Below are 18,129 nucleotides of genomic sequence, written 5' to 3'. Positions count from 1 at the left end.
GGCGCGCTGCACCGAGACCGGGACGCGGGGCTCACACCGGCAAGAACCGCTTCAGCGCCGGCATGAAGAAGATCCCGAGATTGATCGCAAAGCCGATGGTCCAAAGGATCGAGCGCAGCGTCGGGCGGTTGCCGAGATAGGTCAGCACATAGGCGAGGCGCACGATGAGGAAAAGTGCCGCGAGCTCGTCGATCAGCCGCTGCGGTGAGTCCCGGTATTCGGCGAGAAGTACCGCGAAGGCGAAGAACGGGAAGGTCTCGATGCCGTTCTGGTGTGCGCCGAGCGCGCGCTGCGAGAGCGCGTCATCGTAGAAGGCGGGGTCGCGCGGCCGGGAATTGTCGAAGCGCCGAAACCTGATCCATTTGATCGCGGCGATCGTAGACAGATAGAGCAGCAGCGCTCCGAAGACGCACCATTCCGCGAGTGTCATCTTTTCTCCCCCCGCCCGGGGTGCGACCCTAACGAAACCGGCCTCATCTTGACAAGTTCAGACCAACGCGCGACCCACAGAGCCATGACCAGTGTCGTTCCCAGCGAGGCCGCGAGACCGGCCGCTCAATCCGTCCTGCCGCGCGCTGGCGTGCTCCTGATCAATCTCGGAACGCCCGACACGGCCGATGCGCCGGGCGTGCGGGTCTATCTCAAGGAGTTCCTCTCGGACGCCCGCGTCATCGAGGACCAGGGCCTGATCTGGAAAGCCGTGCTGAACGGGATCATCCTGCGCAGCCGTCCCCGCGCCAAGGCGCTCGACTACCAGAAGATCTGGAACACCGAGAAGAACGAGTCACCGCTGAAGACCATTACGCGGTCGCAGAGCGACAAGCTGGCCGCCGCCCTGTCGGACCGCGCTCACGTCGTGGTGGACTGGGCGATGCGCTACGGCAATCCCTCGATCAAATCCGGCATCGACGCGCTGATCGCGAAAGGCTGCGAGCGCATCCTGGCGGTCCCGCTCTATCCGCAATATTCCGCCTCGACCTCGGCGACGGTCTGCGACAAAGTGTTCCGGGTGCTCGCCCGTTTGCGTAACCAGCCGACGCTGCGGGTGACGCCGCCTTATTACGAGGACGCGGCCTATATCGAGGCGCTTGCGGTCTCGATCGAGACCCATCTGGCGACGCTATCCTTCAAGCCGGAGCTGATCGTGGCGTCGTTCCACGGCATGCCGAAATCCTATGTCGAGAAGGGCGATCCCTATCAGAGCCACTGCATCGCCACCACGGCGGCGCTGCGTCGCCGGCTCGGTATGGACGAGACGAAGCTGCTGCTGACCTTCCAGTCGCGCTTCGGCAATGCCGAGTGGCTCCAGCCCTACACCGACAAGACCATGGAGCGGCTCGCGAAGGAAGGCGTGCGCCGCCTCGCCGTGGTGACGCCAGGCTTTTCCTCCGACTGCCTGGAGACGCTGGAGGAGATCGCGCAGGAGAACGCCGAGATCTTCAAGCACAACGGCGGTGAGGCGTTTTCCGCAATCCCCTGCCTTAACGACAGCGCCCCCGGCATGGACGTGATCCGCACCCTCGTGCTGCGCGAGCTCCAGGGCTGGATCTGAGGCGTCCCATGAACCGCCGTGAGTGTCTGGCGCTTCTTGGGATGATCGCGGCGCTGCCGGCCCCGGTCCTGGCGCAGCAGCCGGGCGCGGTGCGCCGGCTCGGCGTGCTCTCCGTCATCGCCTCCGACGACGTGATAGGCCAGGCCCGCCTGGCCGAGGCGCTCGCCGGCCTCGGCTGGAAAAAGCGCGACAACCTCGAGATCGACTGGCGCAGCGGCGGCGGCGACCGCGCCCGCATCGCACGGCTCGCTGGCGAGTTGATCGCGCTCAAGCCCGACGTCCTGCTCGCGCTCGGCACGCCCTCGGTCGAGGAGCTGCGCCGGCGCAGCACGACGATCCCGATCATGTTCGCCGTCGTCACCGATCCCGTCAGCCAGGGCTTTGTCGAAACCCTCGCGCATCCCGGCGGCAACGTCACCGGTTTCACCGATTACGACGGCCCGCTGGCCGGCAAATGGCTGGAGATGCTGACGCAGGTCACCCCGAAACCGTCCCGCGTTGTCGTCGTCTACAATCCCGCCACGGCGCCGTTCGCGCCCCTGATGCTGCGCACCGTCGAGGACGCCGCGCGGACGCTCCATGTGACGGTCGAGCCCGCGCCGGTACATGACGCGGCTTCCATCTCCGCGCTGGCTTCGCGGAGGGACGGCGGCTTTTTGATCCTGCCGGACTTCTTCACCATGGCCAATCGCGGCCAGCTCCTGGCCGCAATCGCGCAGGCGCGCGCGCCGGCGGTGTTCTGGAGCCGCACCTTCGTCGATGAGGGTGGGCTGATGTCCTACAGCACCGACAGCGCCGAGCAGCTCCGCCGTGCCGCGGACTATATCGATCGCATCCTGAAGGGGGCGCGGCCAGCCGACCTGCCAGTGCAGAACCCCACCAAGTTCGAGCTCACGGTCAACCTCAAGACCGCCAGGGAATTCGGCGTGACAGTTCACCCGGGCCTCATCGCCCTCGCGGATGACGTCATCGAATGAAGTCGTCCAACGAGCCGTTTCGGATTCGTTAACTTTCGCCGCTAGGCTTGCGCCTGAACGCTTTCAAGGGCCCCTCGCAAATACATATCGTGGCCATTCCCTACCTGGACGACTTGTGCAGAATTGAGCCGATACCGACGTGAATTGCGACCGCTGAACCGGTAGGGTTGCGATACCGACCAACATACGACGCGGGAAAGGTCGTTTTCCTGCCTTGGAGGAAATATGAGCGGCTTCGACATTTTCGCGATTGTTCTGGTGTTGCTCGTCATCGTCACGCTGGTCGCCGGCGTGAAGACGGTGCCGCAGGGCTATGACTGGACCATCGAGCGGTTCGGCAAATACACTCAGACGCTGAGCCCCGGACTCAATTTGATCGTGCCCTATTTCGATCGCGTCGGACGCAAGATCAACATGATGGAGCAGGTGATCGACATCCCCGAGCAGGAGGTCATCACCAAGGACAACGCCACCGTGACGGTGGACGGCGTTGCTTTCTACCAGGTGTTCGATGCTGCCAAAGCGAGCTACGAGGTCTCCAACCTGACCTAGGCCGTCACCGTCCTGACCATGACGAACATCCGTTCCGTGATGGGCTCGATGGATCTCGACCAGGTGCTGTCGCACCGCGACGAGATCAACGAGCGCCTGCTGCGCGTGGTCGATGCCGCGGTCTCGCCCTGGGGCCTGAAAGTCAACCGCATCGAGATTAAGGACATTGTGCCGCCGGCCGACCTCGTCGAAGCCATGGGCCGGCAGATGAAGGCCGAGCGCGTCAAGCGCGCCGACATTCTCGCCGCCGAAGGCCAGCGCCAGTCCGAGATCCTGCGCGCCGAGGGCGCCAAGCAGGGCCAGATCCTCCAGGCCGAAGGTCGCAAGGAAGCCGCGTTCCGCGATGCCGAAGCCCGCGAGCGGTCTGCCGAGGCCGAGGCCAAGGCGACCCAGATGGTCAGCGAAGCGATTTCCAAGGGCGACGTGGCTGCGCTGAATTACTTCATCGCCGACAAATACATCAAGGCGTTCGGGCAACTGGCCGACTCGCCGAACCAGAAGGTCATCATGCTTCCGGTCGAGGCGATGAGCATGCTGGGCTCGCTCGCCGGCATCGGCGAGATCGCCAAGGCAACGTTCGGCGAAAGCGCGGCTTCCGCTGCTGCCGCCGCGCGCCGTCCGAGCTCGGTGCCGTCAGGCGGCACGCCGCCGGCGGTGCCGCCGCGGCAGGGATAGTCACCGGCGCATGCCCCTTCGACAGGGGCATGCACCATGATAGAAGGTCGTGTCATGACCGACATGTTCGTATCGCTGGGCACCTGGAACTGGCTGATCTTCGGCTTCATCCTGATGGCGCTGGAGGTGCTGGCGCCGGGTATCTTCCTGTTCTGGCTGGGACTTGCCGCGCTGCTCGTCGGCCTGATCTCGTTCACGGTCGCCCTGTCGTGGCAGATCCAGCTCGTGATGTTCGCACTGTTCGCCGCTGCCGCCGTGCCGGTGTGGCGCCGTCTCGCCCGGCCGAAGCCGGATGCGAGCGCCAGTCCGTTCCTCAACAAGCGCGCCGATGCGCTGCTCGGGCGCGAGTTCACGCTGGAGAAGCCGATCGTCGACGGCAGCGGCACCATGCGCATCGGCGACACGGTGTGGCGCGTCGCGGGCCCCGATACGCCGGCGGGAACGCGGGTGAAGGTGGTGCAGGTGGATGGTGCGAACCTGACCGTGGGCGCGGCGTAGCTTCTTCGCCTCGCCCCGACGCTCTCAGCGCGAGCGGCGCTCGTCGCGGCCCCGCAAGCGGGGCGAGGGAGAAGGCTTCCACCTCTCCGCGAACCGGTGCAGCGGCATGACCATCCCGCACAACTCCCGCCCGAGTGCGGTCAGCCCATAGCCTCCGCCTTCGCCCAGCTCCACGAACCCCGCCTCGCGCAACTCCGTCAGTCGCGCCTGCAGCACCGTCGGCGAGGCCTCGTCGCACGCAGTGCGTAACGCGCGGGAGGTGAGGGGCTCGCCGCGCAATTCCCACAATATTCGCAGGCTCCAGCGCCGGCCGAGCAGGTCCAGCAGCGCCATGACCGGCCGCCCGCTGTGCGAGCCGCGGACGCTTCCTGATGCCGCCTGCCTTGCCATTGTCTCCCCCTTGCGTCGTGCTACAGATAGTGTAGCGTCCTGCTACAACAAAAGTAGCAAAGGAGGCGGCCAATGTCCCAATTCAAACCGCGCATCGCCCCGCTCACCCCGCCTTATCCCCCGGAGATCCAGGCGCAGTTCGACCGTATCATGCGCGGCGCGCCGCCGCTGCTGCTGTTCCGGGTGATGGCAGGCCACAGCCGCGCCTGGGACAAGTTTCGAGCCGGCGGCCTGCTCGATCCCGGCCCGCTCTCCTTGCGCCAGCGCGAGATCGTCATCGACCGCACCTGCGCGCTGAATCAATGCGAGTATGAATGGGGCGTGCATGTCGCGATCTTTGCCGGGCCGGCGAAGCTCACCGAAGACGAGGTGCGTGCCACGGTGCAGGGCGATGCCGCGTCGTCATGTTGGTCACCGGGCGAGCAGGCGCTGATCGCAGCGGTCGATGCGCTGCATTACCGCGCAACGTTGAGCGATGAAGAGTTTGCCGCGCTGTCGGCGCATTACGACGAGGCGCAGATTTTGGAGATCATGCTGCTGTGCGGCTTCTATCGCACGGTGTCGTATCTGGCGAACGGGTTGAAGCTGCCGCTGGAGGAAATGGCAGCGCGGTTTCCGGCCCCGCTCTAACGGGCGGAGAGCGTACGCACACTCCCCGTCATTCCGGGGCGCGCCACTTGGCGCGAGCTATGATGCGCAATTGCGCATCTGAGAACCCATCGAGAGACAAACTCTGTGGCCCGATGGATCCCGGGCTCATCGCTTCGTGATGCCCCGGGATGACAGATCAGGCCACGCCCGCGCGCAGCAGATCGTGCAGATGCACGATGCCCACCACCTTGCCGGCCTCGGTCACGACCAGCGTCGTGATCTTGCGTGTGTTCAGCACCTCGATCATCTCGGTGGCGAGCATCGAGGGCGGCACCGTTTTCGGCTGCTTCGTCATGATGTCGTCGACCGATGCCGTCAGCAGGTCGGGACGCATGTGGCGGCGCAGGTCGCCGTCGGTGATGATGCCCGCGACCTCGTTCGCTGCGTTGACGATGCAGACGCAGCCGAGGCCCTTGGCCGACATCTCGACCACGGCGTCCGACATCTTGGTGCCCAGGGGCTTGACCGGGATCTCGGCACCCGTGCGCATGTAGTCGCGGACGAATTTCAGCATCGCGCCGAGCTTGCCGCCGGGGTGGAAATGCGCGAACTCCAGCGCGGTGAAGCCGCGGCCTTCGAGCAACGCGATCGCGAGGGCGTCGCCGATCGCGGCCTGCATCAGCGTCGAGGTGGTCGGCGCCAGATTGTGCGGGCAGGCCTCGCGCGCCTTCGGCAGCTCGATCACTAGGTCGGCGGCCTGTCCCAGCGAGGAGGCGGCATTCGACGTCACCGCGATCATGGGAATCGCAAAGCGCGCCGAGTAGTTCACGAGGTTCTTCATCTCCGGCTGCTCGCCGGACCAGGACAGCGCCATGATGACGTCGTCGGTGGTGATCATGCCGAGGTCGCCGTGGCCGGCCTCGGCGGCGTGCACGAAGAACGCCGGCGTGCCGGTCGAGGCCAGCGTTGCGGCGATCTTGCGCCCCATATGGCCTGACTTGCCGAGCCCGGTGACGATGACGCGGCCCTTGGCGTAGCGGATCAGATCGACGGCTTTCGCGAATGTCGCGCCCAGCGGGCCGCGCAGGGCGGCGGCGAGTGCGTTGATGCCGCCGCTCTCCGTCTCCAGCGTGCGGAGCGCGGATTCGACGCTGTCGGGGATGGGGCCGGATGATGCGGTCATCAGCGGTTTCGAACTCGGCATGTTCTGGTCCAGGGAGGAGGGGGCGTTCGCCCGGTCGGCGCCTCCTTAGCACGCCGCGGCTCTGGAGGCGACGAGCGCGCCGACACCCTCAACCGGTCATTAACCATAATTGTTTAACTCCATTAACGGTGGTTCCCGCCTCCCGGTGGAGACCGTCGTGAAAGTGTTTGATTTCGTTGGAGTTATTCCATCGTGGGGTCGTCTCCAGGCATTGGCCGGAGCAAACGCGCGCAATTCCTGCGCGCCGCTTTGCCGTGCCTTGTGCCGGGTCTTGCGCTGACGGCCCTCGGAAGCGGGCCCGCGGCCGCCCAGAGTCTCACGCCCGACCTGTTCAATCCCAACCGCGGCGGATTCGCTTCGCCCGAGACGCTGCCGACCCGCCGCACCGCCGGCGTGCCGCAGGCGCCGTCAGATGCGTTGCCGGCGCTGCCCGATCCCAATGCCGATCCGCGCAAGGCCCGCGAGAAGCCGGCGACCTCGCGCATCGGTCAGGTCCCGACTTATGGTCTACCTGCCGCCACCGGCGCGAGCAGCTCCGGCTACGATTCGCTCAACCGCAAGCGGCAGCAACCCAAGCTCTATCCGGGCCAGCCGAAGCCGAAGCGCGCTGCCGGTCCCGGCTCGCCGGTGCCGACCACGGCGCCGCCGCCGTCGACGCTCGGCCTGCCGAAGATTGCGCCGCCGCCATCCGCCTCCGCCAACAAGGCGCCGGTGCCGGCGGCGATGGCGGGCACCGTGCCCGGCCAGCCGCTGCGCCGCCGCCTCAAGGCTGATGACGACGCGTTTGGCGCCGTCGGCGATTACGCCGGCAGTTTCCTGATCAAAGGTGGGCTCGAGCTCTCCACCGGCTACGACACCAATCCCACGCGTCTGAACAAGCCGGTCGGCTCCCCGGTCTATGTCGTCGCGCCCGATCTCCTCGTGGTCTCGGACTGGGAGCGCCACGCGCTGGTGGCTGACCTGCGCGGCTCGTTCTCCGGCTACACCCAAAACATGCCGGCGACGATCGACGGCTTTGCCTCGCCTTCGCCGGTCGAAGCCGACCGCCCCGACTTCACCGGCCATGTCGATGGCCGGCTCGATGTCAGCCGCGATCTCAAGCTGACCTCGCAGCTGCGCTTGCGGCTCGCCACTGACAATCCCGGCAGCCCCAACGTGCAGGCCGGCCTGCAGAGATATCCTGTCTACGCTGCCTACGGCACCACTGTCGGCTTCGACCAGACCTTCAATCGCTTCCAGGTCGCCGCCGGCGGCACCGTCGATCGCACCGCCTACACGGACTCCAAGCTCACCGACGGCTCGACCTTTGGGAACGGCGATCGCGACTTCAACCAGTATGGCGGCATCGGGCGCTTCTCCTACGACCTCAAGCCGGGCCTGAAGCCGTTCGTCGAGATCCAGGGTGACACCCGCGTTCACGACCAGGCCGCCGATCGCAACGGCTTTTTCCGCGATTCGAACGGCGGCTACGCCAAGGTCGGCTCGTCCTTTGAATTCTCGCGCATCCTCATCGGCGAAATCTCGGTCGGCTATTCCGCGCGCAACTATACCGACCCGCGCCTCAGCCAACTTGCGGGCTTCCTTACTACGGGCTCGCTGATCTGGAATGCGAGCGGCCTCACCACGGTGAAATTCTTCACCGACACGCAGATCGCCGAGACCACGATCCCAGGCTCCTCCGGCGTCCTGGTGCGCACCTACGCCGCCGAAGTCGATCACGACTTCCGCCGCTGGCTCACCGCTGTCGGCAAGTTCACCTACGGTACCTACGACTACCAGGGCCAGAATCGCAACGACAAGACCTACTCGCTCGAAGGCAATCTGATCTACAAGCTCAACCGCAACATCTGGATCAAGGGCACGCTGCGCCACGACATCCTGGATTCGAACCAGCCGGGATCGAGCTCGCAGGGCACGGTGATGTTGGTGGGCGTGAGGTTGCAGAATTAAGGGGCGGGCATGCCGCTGCGCGCATTCCGTGCGACAAGGCGGGGCCCTTTCTGCAGGCATTGCGGGGCGCGCGAAGCGCGAGCCCGGAATCCATTCATCCATGAGCGCTGGGGCCGGATGGATTCCGGGCTCGCGCCAAGTGGCGCGCCCCGGAATGACAGAACCTACCGCGGCAGGTCCGTCTTCCCCATCAGGAAAGTATCGATCGACCGTGCGCACAGCCGTCCTTCGCGGATCGCCCAGACCACCAGCGACTGGCCGCGACGCATGTCGCCCGCGCTGAACACGTTCGGACGCGAGGTCTGGTAGTCCAGCGTGTTGGCCTTGACGTTGCCGCGGGGGTCGAGCTCGACCGCGAGCTGCTTCAGCAGGCCCTCGTGCACAGGGTGCACGAAGCCCATCGCGAGCAGGACGAGATCGGCATCGAGCTCGAATTCGGTGCCGGCAATCGGCTTGAACTTGTCGTCGACGTGGACGCAGTGCAGCTTCTTGACTTGGCCGTTCTCGCCCGAGAACTTCTGCGTCAGCACGGCGAATTCGCGGATTGCGCCTTCGGCCTGGCTGGAGGACGTCCGCATCTTCAGCGGCCAGTTCGGCCAGGTCAGGCCCTTGTTCTCGCGCTCGGGCGGAGCGGGCATGATCTCGAGCTGGGTCACCGAAAGCGCGCCCTGGCGCAGCGAGGTGCCGATGCAGTCGGATCCTGTGTCGCCGCCGCCGATGACGACGACGTGCTTGCCGCCGGCCAGGATCTCCTGGACGCCGTTCAGGGGCTCGCTGGAGACGCGGCGGTTCTGCTGCGGCAGGAAGTCCATGGCGTAGTGGATGCCCTGGAGCTCGCGGCCGGGAATCGGCAGGTCGCGCGGAGCTTCCGCGCCGCCGGTCAGCGCCACCGCGTCGTACTCGTTGAGCATCTCGCGCGGATCGACATTGCCCTCGGTGCCGACATGGCTGTTGTAGTGGAAGGTGACGCCTTCGCCTTCCATCTGCGCCACACGGCGGTCGATGACGCCCTTTTCCATCTTGAAGTCGGGGATGCCGTAGCGCAGCAGGCCACCGGCCTTGGCGTATTTCTCGAACAGGTGCACGTCGTGGCCGGCGCGCGCGAGTTGCTGCGCGCAGGCCATGCCGGCCGGGCCCGAGCCGATCACGGCGACCTTCTTGCCGGTCTTGTGGGCGGCGATCTCGGGCTTCAGCCAGCCATTGTCCCAGGCGCGGTCGACGATCGCGCATTCGATGGTCTTGATGGTGACGGGGTTGTCGTCGATGTTGAGCGTGCAGGACGCCTCGCACGGCGCCGGACAGATACGTCCCGTGAACTCCGGGAAGTTGTTGGTCGAGTGCAGATTGCGCGAGGCTTCTTCCCAATTGCCCTGGTAGACGAGGTCGTTCCAGTCGGGGATCTGGTTGTTGACCGGGCAGCCGGGCGTGCCGGGCGCGACCGAGCCGGTGCCGTGGCAATAGGGAATGCCGCAATTCATGCAGCGCGCGGCCTGGTCGCGCGTTTCCTTTTCGGTCAAGGGAACGACGAACTCGTTGTAATGCTTCACGCGCTCGGCGACCGGGGTGTACTTGCGGTCATGCCGTTCGATTTCGAGAAAACCCGTGATCTTGCCCATTAAACCCGAAGTCCCTGCCGCTTGAATTCTTTGTTCTCTCTCCCCTCATCCTGAGGAGCGGGGCGCTCTTCGCGCCGCGTCTCGAAGGATGAAGGCCCGGATGGCTGTCTCATGGTTCGAGACGGCGCTTCGCGCCTCCTCACCATGAGGCTTTTTCCTACGCCCCGATCGCGATTTTCGGCTCGGCGTCCGCATTGGCGGCCATTTCGCGCAGCGCGCGCCGGTACTCGACCGGCATCACCTTGCGGAATTTGGGCAGCCATTGCTTCCAATTGGCCAGGATGTCGGCGGCGCGCTTGGAGCCGGTGGCTTTCGCGTGGCGCGAGATCAGGACGTGCAGCCGCTCGACGTCGGAGGCGAGCAGGTTCTTGAACACGTCGACCCGGCCGTGCGCCTCGAGGTCGCCGGAGGCGTGATAAGTGTCGGCGTTGATCATCTCCTCCGACAGCACGGGCTCGAGCTCGACCATCGCCATGTTGCAGAGACGGTCGAAATCGCCGGTCTCGTCGAGCACGTAGGCGATGCCGCCCGACATGCCGGCCGCGAAGTTGCGCCCGGTCTTGCCCAGCACGACCACGATGCCGCCGGTCATGTACTCGCAGCAATGATCGCCTGCGCCCTCGACGACCGCGACGGCCCCCGAATTGCGCACGGCGAAACGTTCACCGGCGATGCCGCGGAAGTAGCACTCGCCCTGGATCGCGCCATACATCACGGTGTTGCCGACGATGATGCTTTCTTCCGGCACGATGCTGCTGTTGGCAGGCGGCTTGACGATGATCTTGCCGCCCGAGAGGCCCTTGCCGACATAGTCGTTGCCTTCACCCTCGAGCTCGAAGGTGACGCCGTGGGCGAGCCACGCGCCGAAGGCCTGGCCCGCGGTGCCCTTGAGGCTGACATGGATGGTGTCGTGCGGCAGGCCGGCATGGCCGTAGATCTTGGCGACGGCGCCCGACAGCATCGCGCCCGCGGAGCGGTTGGTGCTGTTGATCGTGGCCTCGATCTTCACCGGCGCGCCGCGGTCGAGCGCAGGCCTGGCCTGCTCGATCAGCGTGCGGTCGAGCACGGCTTCCAGATGATGGTTCTGGCGCTCGGAGTGATAGATCTTCTGGCCCTTCTCTTCCTTCTGCTTGACGAACAGCTTGGAGAAGTCGAGGCCCTTGGCCTTCCAGTGCGCGACCAGCTTGGTCTGGTCGAGCAGCTGAACCTGGCCGATCATCTCGTTGAAGCTGCGGAAGCCGAGCGAGGCCATGATCTCGCGGACTTCCTCGGCGACGAAGAAGAAGTAGTTGATGACGTGCTCGGGCTGGCCGGTGAAGCGCTTGCGCAGCACGGGGTCTTGCGTCGCGACGCCGACCGGGCAGGTGTTGAGATGACACTTGCGCATCATGATGCAGCCGGCCGCAATCAAGGGCGCGGTGGCGAAGCCGAACTCGTCAGCGCCGAGCAGCGCGCCGATCACGACGTCACGGCCGGTGCGGAAGCCGCCGTCGACCTGGACCACGATGCGGCTGCGCAGCCGCTCGCGCACCAGCGTCTGGTGGGTTTCGGCGAGGCCGATCTCCCACGGCGAGCCGGCATGCTTGATCGAGGTCAGCGGCGAAGCGCCGGTGCCGCCTTCGAAGCCTGCGATGGTGACATGGTCCGCGCGCGCCTTGGCGACACCCGCGGCGACCGTGCCGACGCCGATCTCGGAGACGAGCTTGACCGAGACGTCGCCCGTCGGGTTGACGTTCTTGAGGTCATAGATCAGCTGCGCCAGATCCTCGATCGAGTAGATGTCGTGATGCGGCGGCGGCGAGATCAGGCCGACGCCCGGGGTCGAGTGACGCACCTTGGCGATGGTCGCGTCGACCTTGTGGCCGGGCAGCTGGCCGCCTTCGCCGGGCTTGGCGCCCTGCGCCATCTTGATCTGCATCATGTCGGAGTTGACGAGATACTCCGTGGTGACGCCGAAGCGGCCCGAGGCGACCTGCTTGATCGCCGAGCGCATGCTGTCGCCGTTCGGCAGCGGCTTGAAGCGGTCGGCTTCCTCGCCGCCTTCGCCGGTGTTCGACTTGCCGCCGATCCGGTTCATGGCGATCGCAAGCGTGGTGTGCGCCTCGCGCGAGATCGAGCCGAAGCTCATCGCGCCGGTGGCGAAACGCTTGACGATGTCCTTGGCCGGCTCGACCTGGTCGAGGGGGACCGGCTTGCGCTTCTCCTCGTCGGCGTTCTTGATCCGGAACAGGCCGCGCAGCGTCAGAAGCCGCTCCGACTGCTCGTTGAGGATCTTGGCGAAGGCGCGATAGCGCTCCAGCGAGTTGCCGCGGGCGGCGTGCTGCAGCAGCCCGACCGACTCGGCGGTCCATGCATGGTCCTCGCCGCGGCTGCGATAGGCATATTCACCGCCGACATCGAGCGCGCTCTTGTAGACCAGAGCCTCGCCGAACGCGTCGGCATGACGGCGCACCGCCTCCTCGGCGATCTCGCCGAGGCCCACGCCCTCGACGCGGGTATGCGTGCCGGCGAAGAATTTTCCGACGAACTCGGCCTTGAGACCGACCGCGTCGAAAATCTGCGCGCCGCAATAGGATTGGTAGGTCGAGATGCCCATCTTGGACATCACCTTCAAAAGGCCCTTGCCGATCGACTTGATGTAGCGCTTGACGATCTCGTAGTCGTCGAGCGAGCCGGGCAGGCGGTCCTTCATCGCGACGATGGTCTCGAACGCGAGATACGGATTGATCGCTTCGGCGCCGTAGCCGGCAAGGCAGGCGAAGTGATGCACTTCGCGCGGCTCGCCGGATTCGACGACGAGGCCGACCGAGGTGCGCAGGCCGGTGCGGATCAGGTGATGATGCACGGCGGCGCAGGCCAGCAGCGACGGGATCGGCACGCGGTCGGTGCCGACCATGCGGTCGGACAGGATGATGATGTTGACGCCCTCGCGCACCGCGCTTTCGGCGCGCGCGCAGAGCTCATCCAGCACCTGGTCCATGCCGGCCGCGCCGAGACCGGCGTGGAATGTGGTGTCGAGCGTACGCGACTTGAAGTGGGTGTCGGCAACGTCCGAGATCGAACGGATCTTTTCGAGGTCCGCATCGGTCAGGATCGGCTGGCGCGCTTCGAGACGCTTCGTCGTGGCCATGCCCTGCAGGTCGAACAGGTTCGGCCGCGGCCCGATGATGGAGACGAGGCTCATCACCAGCTCTTCGCGGATCGGATCGATCGGCGGATTGGTGACCTGCGCGAAGTTCTGCTTGAAGTAGGTGAACAGCGGCTTGGCCTTGTCCGACAGCGCCGAGATCGGCGTGTCGTTGCCCATTGAGCCTGCCGCTTCTTCGCCGGTGGCCGCCATCGGCGTCATCAGGATCGCGATGTCTTCCTGGCTGTAGCCGAACGCCTGCTGGCGATCGAGCAGCGACAGGTTTGAGCGCACGCCTGTCGTCGGCACCTTCGGCAGCTCTTCCAGCACGATCTGGGTCCGCTCCAGCCACTCCTTGTAGGGATGGCTCCGGGCGAGCTCGGCCTTGATCTCGTCGTCGGGGATCAGACGGCCCTGTTCGAGGTCGACCAGCAGCATCTTGCCGGGCTGCAGCCGCCACTTGGTGATGATCTGGTCCTCGGGGATCGTCAGCACGCCCATTTCGGACGCCATCACGATGCGGTCGTCCTTGGTGACGAGATAGCGCGCCGGCCGCAGGCCGTTGCGGTCGAGCGTGGCGCCGATCTGACGGCCGTCGGTGAAGGCGATCGCGGCGGGGCCGTCCCACGGCTCCATCAGCGCGGCGTGATATTCGTAGAAGGCGCGACGCTTCTCGTCCATCAGGGGATTGCCGGCCCACGCCTCCGGAATCATCATCATGACGGCGTGCGGCAGCGAGTAGCCGCCCTGCACCAGGAATTCGAGCGCGTTGTCGAAGCAGGCGGTGTCCGACTGGCCTTCGTAGGAGATCGGCCAGAGCCGGTTGATGTCCTTGCCGTAGAGCTCGGAGCTGACGGAGGCCTGGCGCGCCGCCATCCAGTTGGTGTTGCCGCGCAGCGTGTTGATCTCGCCGTTATGCGCGATCATGCGATAGGGATGCGCCAGCGACCAGGCCGGGAAGGTGTTGGTCGAGAAGCGCTGGTGAACCAGCGCCAGCGCGCTCTCGAAATCCTTCTCGTGCAGATCCGGATAGTACTTGCCAAGCTGGTCGGCGAGGAACATGCCCTTGTAGATCACGGTGCGGCAGGACATCGAGCAGGGGTAATAGCCTGCAAGCCCGCGGTCGCGACGCTGGTAGATCGCCTGCGAGATCGACTTGCGCAGGATGTAGAGCCGGCGCTCGAAATCGTCCTCGGTCCTGGCGGTGCCGTTGCGGCCGATGAACACCTGCATGCAGGCGGGCTCGGTCGGCTTCACGGTGACGCCGAGCGAGGAATTGTCGGTCGGCACGTCGCGCCAGCCGAGCAGGGTCAGGCCCTCTTCCTTGATCTGGTCGGCGATGATGCTCTTGATGACGTTGCGCCATGCGGTGTCGCGCGGCATGAACAGCGCGCCGATGGCATATTCGCCGGGCTGAGGCAGCGCGAAGCCGAGCTCTCCGGCCTTGCGGCTGAAGAAGGCGTGCGGGATCTGCACCAGGATGCCGGCGCCGTCGCCGGCACGCGGGTCCGCGCCGACGGCGCCACGGTGCTCGAGGTTGCAGAGGATGCTCAGCGCATCCGCCACGATCTCGTGGGACTTCTTGCCCTTGATGTTGGCGATGAAGCCGACGCCGCAGGAATCCTTCTCCAGGCTCGGATCATAGAGGCCAACGGCTGGCGGGCGCGAATTGTGTTCCTGAATCGGTGAAGTGATCGGATCAGTCGTTTTCGAAGCGACCGTCGCCGACAGCTGTTCTGCCACGATGTTTGCGCTCTCGAATTGCGACCCGTTCATTGTTCCAATCCTCTCCATGCGGCAAGCTGCCTCACCGCCACCTTCGGCGCACCTTGGGCGTACCGCGGCACCCGCCTCTGGGTCACCGCTCGTCCGCTGCGAGCCGCATTTTCTTAAATTCAGGCTAGGCGTTCTTCGTCCCCGAGAACGGCTTTGCCTGTTGCCTTATGGCGCTCGAAAGCACCGACTTTCGTTGCAATCCCTATGCCGGAATCGCAAGCAAAATTGAGACAGTCTTCCTGTCCTAACCGTCACCTTGCCAAATTTTTGTCTATCACACAAGCGCGCGGAAGTCCCGATTCCCGATATGTCAATCAATCGCTTTCCGAAAGTTGCGCAGCCGCTGTTTTGAAGCAAACGCGCCCTGATCCGGCCCTGTGGGCGCCGAAATCCCGAATGAAGCTTCGGATCAACCCCTCGAAAGGCGCGCCACGCCACGAGAAGCGAAAGAGCGCGACGCCTTCGGGGGCCTGACAGGAGCGTGTCGACCATGAAGTTTTTCACAGGATGTGTGGCTGCCGCCACGCTGGTGCTCGCCATCAGCGCCGGGCACGGGCAGGTTTTGGCGCAAGCTCCCGCGAACGGTATCGCGAGAGGGGTGATCGCGGTGTCGGATTTCGACGGACCCTATGCGCCGCCCGAAGCCGCCCCGCCACCACCGTCGCGTTACGGCCAAGGCTATGGTTACAACTATGGCTACGAAGAGCGCGGTCCGGCGCTGCTGCCATCGACCGAGGTCTATGCGGTCTTGCGCGAAAACGGCTTCTCGCCGCTCGGCATCCCGCGCCTGCGCGGCAGCGTCTACACCATCGCGGTGATCGACCGTCGCGGCGACGACGGCCGGCTCGTCATCGATGCGCGCGACGGGCGGATCATCCGTTTCATGCCGGCCGCCGACGCCTACGGCATGGCCCCCGCCGTCGAGGAGCCCGCAATCGGACCCTATGGCCGGCAAAGCGCGCTACCGCCGCCGACCGTGATCCGCGCCGGCCCGCCTCGCCCACCGGCCTTGATCCCGCACGTGGCGAGCCGCACCGTGCCGTTGCCCAGGGCCGCCCCGCCACGCGGGCAGACGCCGGTCGCAGCCAAGCCGGCCGAGCCTGTGGCTCAGCAGGCTGAAGCGCCGAAGCCTCAACCTGCGCAGCAGACCGCGACAGCGGCGGCCAAGCCGGCCGAGGCCGCTGCGTCGACCGTCGGGCAGGCCAAGCCTGCTCCGGCGATCCTGCCTACGCAGGAGATGCCTGCGGCACAGGGGCTAGATTAGAGCAGATTCTGATCAGGCGCGATCATAACCTGCCGCGGCGAAGAAGTTCAGGCACTCTTGGGCGGTGAAGGCGGCTGTGGTGAGGGCGATAGCATTGTCCAAAGCCTGGATTGATCTGGCGGCGGCCTTTCGCAGGGCGGCTTTGAGCTTTGCGAAGGCCATTTCGATCGGATTGAGGTCGGGCGAATAAGGCGGGAGATAGAGGAGCTGAGCGCCCGCCGCGTCGATTGCGATGGCGATCTCGGTCCGCTTGTGTGCTGCGAGATTGTCCATCACCACGATGTCGCCGGGCTTGAGTGTCGGTACCAGGACTTGCGTCACGTAAGCCTCGAACGCCGGACCATCCATGGGGCCGTCGAGGACCATCGGCGCGGTCATACCGGTCGCTCTAAGCGCGCCGACGAAGGTCGTCGTCTTCCAATGACCATGCGGGATCGCGGCGACACAGCGCTGGCCGTACGGCGAACGGCCGTAGCGCCGCGCCATTTTGGTCGAAGCCCCCGTCTCGTCGATGAACACCAACCGATGGATGCCGATCTCAGGCTGAGACGCCTTCCACGCTGCGCGTTCAGCGGCCACGTCCGGCCGATCCTGCTCGCTGGCGTGCGATGTTTTTTTTGAACGTGATGTTGCGACGATCGAAGAATCGCCAGATCACGCTCGGCACGAAACGCTCGCCGTGGACTTTGAAGAGATGGTCAGCGATCTCGGCCAGCGTCATGTCAGGCGTAACCTTGACCAGGGAGAGGATCTCCGCAGCGTGACCCTCGATCCGAGCTGAACGCCGGTCTCCGCCCTGCGTTCCCGCCTCACAGGCGCCGGTCCTTCGCCACTCGCCAACCAGTTCGATCGCTGTCGAGGGCGCCACGCCGAACCGAACAGCGGCGCCCCGACGGCTCATGCCTTCATCTTCCACAGCCCGAATAATACGAATGCGAAGGTCCGGCGACAGCGGTTTAGCCATGGGGGCTGGCCTCCATCACCAGCCCTCAGGGTGAATCACGATTTGCCTCGCAAGGGAATCCCCTACCGATTCCGACAGGTTGGAAAATGCTCTAGCTGCCGCCAAACTGCTTCCCGGAGTCCTGGATCCCCGTCTTCACGGGGACGACCCAGGGGAGAGAGTTGAGCAGAACAAAAGGCGCCTTGAGTGCTCAGGCGCTTTTTGCATCTCAGCACTCGCGCCTCAGCTCCGCGGATACCCCGCGGCGTCCAGGATCAAATCCGCCACCTCCTTCGGATGCGATACCAGCGAGAGGTGGCCGGCATCGAGCTCAACGGTGGTCGCGTTCATCCGCTTGGCGAGGAAGCGTTCGAAATCGGGATTGATCGTGTAGTCGTTCTTCGACACCGCGTACCAGCTCGGCTTCGAATGCCACGCCGCTTCCGTGGTGCGGCCGGCGAAGATCGAGGCCGCGGTCGGCCATTGCACGGCGTAGAGCTCCTTGGCCTGCTCGGGCTTCACGCCATTGGCGAAGTATTTCAGGAAGGCATCTTCCGAGAGCTTGGTGTAACCGTCGCGCTCGACGACGCCGGCGCGCACCGGGCCGGTCGGAAATTGCTTCGACAGCGCGACGAAATCCTCGTTCGCATCGGGTGCGCGGGCGGCGACATAGACGAGGCCAGTCACCTTCGGATCGGTGCCGACCTGGCTGATCACGGTGCCGCCCCAGGAATGCGCGACCAGCACGGTCGGCCCGTCCTGCTCGGCCAGCGCGCGCCTGGTCGCCTCGACCGAGTCCGCGAGCGACGACAGCGGATTCTGCACGGCGGTGACATGCAGGCCTGCGGCCTGGAGGATCGGGATCACCTCCGACCAGCTCGACCCGTCGGCCCAGGCACCGTGCACCAGCACGACGTTTTTCGCCTTCACCGTTTGCGGCGTCTGCGCATGGGCAAAACTGATGGGGGCCGTCAGCAGGCTCGCGGCGACGAAAAGGCTGCGCCAAAGTGTCAT

Annotated in this window: 13 protein-coding genes and 1 pseudogene; 7 read left to right on the top strand and 7 right to left on the bottom strand. The window is 65.5% G+C overall.

What is annotated here, in order from left to right:
• Positions 1-31: 31 nt before the first annotated feature.
• Positions 32-430 (bottom strand): MAPEG family protein, encoded by a 399-nt coding sequence (locus IVB24_RS37320; protein ID WP_094973200.1) that lies wholly within the window; start codon positions 428-430, stop codon positions 32-34.
• Between the two features lie 84 nt (positions 431-514).
• On the opposite strand from IVB24_RS37320, the gene hemH reads away from it, so the two are divergent.
• The 4 genes and pseudogenes from hemH to IVB24_RS37300 all read left to right on the top strand — a co-directional run bounded on the left by hemH (position 515) and on the right by IVB24_RS37300 (position 4,254).
• Positions 515-1,552: a ferrochelatase gene (hemH, locus tag IVB24_RS37315; RefSeq protein ID WP_247771541.1), complete on the top strand. Its 1,038-nt coding sequence runs from the start codon at positions 515-517 to the stop codon at positions 1,550-1,552.
• Between the two features lie 8 nt (positions 1,553-1,560).
• On the top strand, positions 1,561-2,529 hold the full coding sequence (locus IVB24_RS37310) for an ABC transporter substrate-binding protein (RefSeq protein WP_247771540.1): 969 nt from the start codon (positions 1,561-1,563) through the stop codon (positions 2,527-2,529).
• Between the two features lie 225 nt (positions 2,530-2,754).
• Positions 2,755-3,756, top strand: a pseudogene (locus IVB24_RS37305) (SPFH domain-containing protein).
• Positions 3,757-3,810: 54 nt separating this feature from the next.
• Positions 3,811-4,254, top strand: coding sequence for an NfeD family protein (locus IVB24_RS37300; protein WP_094973196.1), 444 nt, complete (start codon positions 3,811-3,813; stop codon positions 4,252-4,254).
• Positions 4,255-4,278: 24 nt separating this feature from the next.
• Here the strand turns inward: IVB24_RS37300 and IVB24_RS37295 are convergent, their stop codons facing one another.
• Positions 4,279-4,644: a winged helix-turn-helix transcriptional regulator gene (locus IVB24_RS37295; RefSeq protein ID WP_247771539.1), complete on the bottom strand. Its 366-nt coding sequence runs from the start codon at positions 4,642-4,644 to the stop codon at positions 4,279-4,281.
• 72 nt (positions 4,645-4,716) lie between these two features.
• Between IVB24_RS37295 and IVB24_RS37290 the strand changes: the two genes are divergently transcribed.
• Positions 4,717-5,274, top strand: a complete 558-nt coding sequence (locus IVB24_RS37290; protein WP_247771538.1) for a carboxymuconolactone decarboxylase family protein — start codon at positions 4,717-4,719, stop codon at positions 5,272-5,274.
• Positions 5,275-5,431: 157 nt separating this feature from the next.
• Here IVB24_RS37290 and IVB24_RS37285 read toward each other — a convergent pair whose 3' ends face one another.
• Positions 5,432-6,439 carry a KpsF/GutQ family sugar-phosphate isomerase gene (locus IVB24_RS37285; RefSeq protein WP_247771537.1) on the bottom strand — a complete coding sequence of 336 codons (1,008 nt, stop codon included), beginning with the start codon at positions 6,437-6,439 and terminating at the stop codon, positions 5,432-5,434.
• 192 nt (positions 6,440-6,631) lie between these two features.
• Here IVB24_RS37285 and IVB24_RS37280 point away from each other — a divergent pair, with 192 nt between their 5' ends.
• Positions 6,632-8,389 carry an outer membrane beta-barrel protein gene (locus IVB24_RS37280; protein ID WP_247771536.1) on the top strand — a complete coding sequence of 586 codons (1,758 nt, stop codon included), beginning with the start codon at positions 6,632-6,634 and terminating at the stop codon, positions 8,387-8,389.
• A 164-nt stretch (positions 8,390-8,553) separates the two neighbouring features.
• Here the strand turns inward: IVB24_RS37280 and IVB24_RS37275 are convergent, their stop codons facing one another.
• Together IVB24_RS37275 and gltB are read right to left on the bottom strand one after the other, a co-directional pair.
• Positions 8,554-10,005 carry a glutamate synthase subunit beta gene (locus tag IVB24_RS37275; RefSeq protein ID WP_140482597.1) on the bottom strand — a complete coding sequence of 484 codons (1,452 nt, stop codon included), beginning with the start codon at positions 10,003-10,005 and terminating at the stop codon, positions 8,554-8,556.
• A 157-nt stretch (positions 10,006-10,162) separates the two neighbouring features.
• A complete protein-coding gene (gltB, locus tag IVB24_RS37270; RefSeq protein ID WP_247771535.1) occupies positions 10,163-14,908 on the bottom strand; it encodes a glutamate synthase large subunit in 4,746 nt (1,581 codons plus the stop codon).
• 490 nt (positions 14,909-15,398) lie between these two features.
• On the opposite strand from gltB, the gene IVB24_RS37265 reads away from it, so the two are divergent.
• On the top strand, positions 15,399-16,172 hold the full coding sequence (locus IVB24_RS37265) for a hypothetical protein (RefSeq protein ID WP_247771534.1): 774 nt from the start codon (positions 15,399-15,401) through the stop codon (positions 16,170-16,172).
• A 12-nt stretch (positions 16,173-16,184) separates the two neighbouring features.
• Here the strand turns inward: IVB24_RS37265 and IVB24_RS37260 are convergent.
• Both IVB24_RS37260 and IVB24_RS37255 read right to left on the bottom strand, forming a co-directional pair.
• Positions 16,185-17,136 (bottom strand): IS630 family transposase gene (locus IVB24_RS37260; RefSeq protein WP_247768038.1). Its coding sequence is split into 2 segments (ribosomal slippage): positions 16,185-16,797 and positions 16,796-17,136, totalling 954 coding nucleotides; the frame shifts between segments, so codons are not numbered across the junction.
• 222 nt (positions 17,137-17,358) lie between these two features.
• Positions 17,359-18,129: an alpha/beta hydrolase gene (locus IVB24_RS37255; protein WP_140482603.1), complete on the bottom strand. Its 771-nt coding sequence runs from the start codon at positions 18,127-18,129 to the stop codon at positions 17,359-17,361.

This window comes from Bradyrhizobium sp. 192, assembly GCF_023100965.1.
GTDB classification, from domain to species: domain Bacteria; phylum Pseudomonadota; class Alphaproteobacteria; order Rhizobiales; family Xanthobacteraceae; genus Bradyrhizobium; species Bradyrhizobium symbiodeficiens.
Note: the sequence above shows the minus strand (reverse complement) of the source record. Positions and strands in the feature narration are given on the sequence as shown.